This window comes from Lyngbya sp. CCY1209 (genome assembly GCF_035615495.1).
Classification (GTDB): Bacteria; Cyanobacteriota; Cyanobacteriia; order Cyanobacteriales; family Microcoleaceae; genus Limnospira.
Window position 1 is genome coordinate 1 of the sequence record NZ_JAJENU010000457.1, and the last position, 2,244, is coordinate 2,244.

Sequence of the window (2,244 nt, forward strand, 5' to 3'; positions counted from 1 at the left end):
CGAGGAAGAACCCCAACACCGAGTCACCATTCAACCCTTCCTGATGGGCAAATACCCCATCACCCAGGCCCAATGGAAGCGGGTGGCGAACTTGCCCAAACTTCAGCGAGATCTCGATCCCGACCCGGCAAGATTTAAAGGAAACAATCGCCCAATTGAACGAGTTTCATGGTATGATGCGATCGAGTTCTGCGCCCGACTGGCTCAAGCCACCAAAAAACCTTATCGCCTGCCCAGCGAAGCCCAGTGGGAATATGCCTGCCGTGCCGGAACGACGACCCCTTTCCACTTTGGAGAAACCCTGACAACTGATATCGCCAATTATGATGGCTACACCTACAGCTCGGGTGTAAAAGGAGTCTACCGCCAAGAAACCACACCCGTCGGTCAGTTCAAAGTTGCCAATGCTTTTGGCTTGTACGATATGCACGGGAACGTTTGGGAGTGGTGCGCCGACCCGTGGCATGGCAACTATAAAGATGCGCCCTCAGATGGGCGAGTTTGGGATGAGAATAATAATGATTATCAAGATTATGATAAAGAAATGCGAGTGCTCCGCGGCGGTTCGTGGCTCAACAATCCTGGGGACTGCCGCTGTGCCTACCGCCGCAGGCTCGTCCCGGGCCTCCTCGACTACCTCGACGGTTTTCGCGTCTCCTGTCGGCCCCCGGAGATGGCGTGGGATAAAAACAAGCGTCCTCAGTTAGTGACGAAAAAATCGGGGCGAGGAAGCACCCCTCTTTACTTGTCAAAACCCACTTCCTTTTCCTTTGAGGTTGTCAAAGTTAACGAAAGAGGACAAGAAATTAGTCGTCATTCCAGCCAGGCGGAACGTATCATCGAAGACTTGGGGAATGGAGTCACCCTGGAAATGGTATTGATTCCAGGGGGAACCTTTACAATGGGTGCGCCGGATAATGAAGTCAGAAGTTCTGATGATGAAAGACCCCAACATCGAGTGACAATCCAACCCTTCTTAATAGGGAAATATCCCGTCACCCAAGAACAATGGCAACAAGTTGCCAGCTTTCCCAAACTCCAACGCGACCTTGAATCCGATCCTTCGTATTTTAAAGGCTTCAATCTTCCCGTTGAACGAGTTTCATGGTATGATACGATTGAGTGGTGCGCCCGCCTCTCAAAAAAAATCGGCAAACCCTACCGATTGCCCAGTGAAGCTGAGTGGGAGTATGCGGCTCGTGCCGGAACTACCACCCCGTTTCACGTCGGTGAAATTCTGACTACCGACCTCGACAATTTCAAGGGTGACTTCACCTACTACCGCAAAACAACCACCCCCGTGGGTCAGTTTCAACACGCCAATGCTTTTGGCTTGTATGACATCCACGGAAATGTTCGGGAATGGTGCGCTGACCTCTGGCATGAGAACTACAATGGTGCGCCATCAGATGGTCAAGTTTGGAATGGGAAAAATATCTACGACAGCTATGTTGATAGTTTGGCTAATCTTGTGAATGCAAAAGGAGAGCGAGTGCTGCGCGGGGGTTCGTGGTTCAACCGTCCTTATGCTTGCCGTTCAGCGAACCGCGCATGGAACGACCCGAACAGCTTGACCCACATCAACGGTTTTCGGGTGTCCTGTTCCCTCCCGGAGCATCTTTCCCTTTAGCTCTTTTATCCTTTGCACTATCGTTTTTTTACCCTTTTTCTGCGAGCGCAGCGAGTTTTTTTTTATTTTTTTAAATTGCCCCCCTGTCCCCACCTTTTTACTGTAATTTATACAATAGTTGGGTTCGTCCCAAAATATTTCTCGCCCTCACCCCCAGCCCCTCTCCCAATTCTGGGCGAGGGGAGTCGAACTCGAATCTGTGATTCTCATTCCCCCCAAAGTTGGGGGGTTAGGGGGGCTTGAGTAGTAATTTAGTAGGGTGCGTTAGGCGGCGAGTTGTGATCAATTGTGATTCAAATTGAGAAATCCGCCGTAACGCACCAACCTCCAAGAATTGTTAAAACTATTGTGACCCAGATTGAGAAATCCGTCCCCACCCCAGATTGTCAAGAAACCGGGTTTCTACCCGAGTTGTTCTGTCCTCATCTAATTGTCTCCTAGAAACCCGGTTTCTACCCCCCACCTAAGATTGACAAGAAACCTTTCTACAACGGTCAGTCTATTGGTGGACTGTTTCTGCTCAAACTGTGCATTAAAAAGGAAATGGTGGGTTACGGCGCGGATGAAAAGTTGTGGGTTTTTCCGAAAAATTACGGCCGCGCCTAACCCACCCT

2 protein-coding genes are annotated in these 2,244 nt (G+C 50.2%); one reads left to right on the forward strand and one right to left on the reverse strand.

The window, feature by feature from the left end:
• Positions 1 to 1,630, forward strand: a 1,630-nt coding sequence (locus LKE08_RS14420) for a formylglycine-generating enzyme family protein (protein ID WP_324704936.1), incomplete at its 5' end; no start/stop codon positions are given.
• Positions 1,631 to 2,056: 426 nt separating this feature from the next.
• On the opposite strand, the gene LKE08_RS14425 is transcribed toward LKE08_RS14420, so the two are convergent.
• Positions 2,057 to 2,244 (reverse strand): hypothetical protein (locus LKE08_RS14425; protein WP_324704937.1); only part of this gene is annotated, 188 nt, incomplete at its 5' end.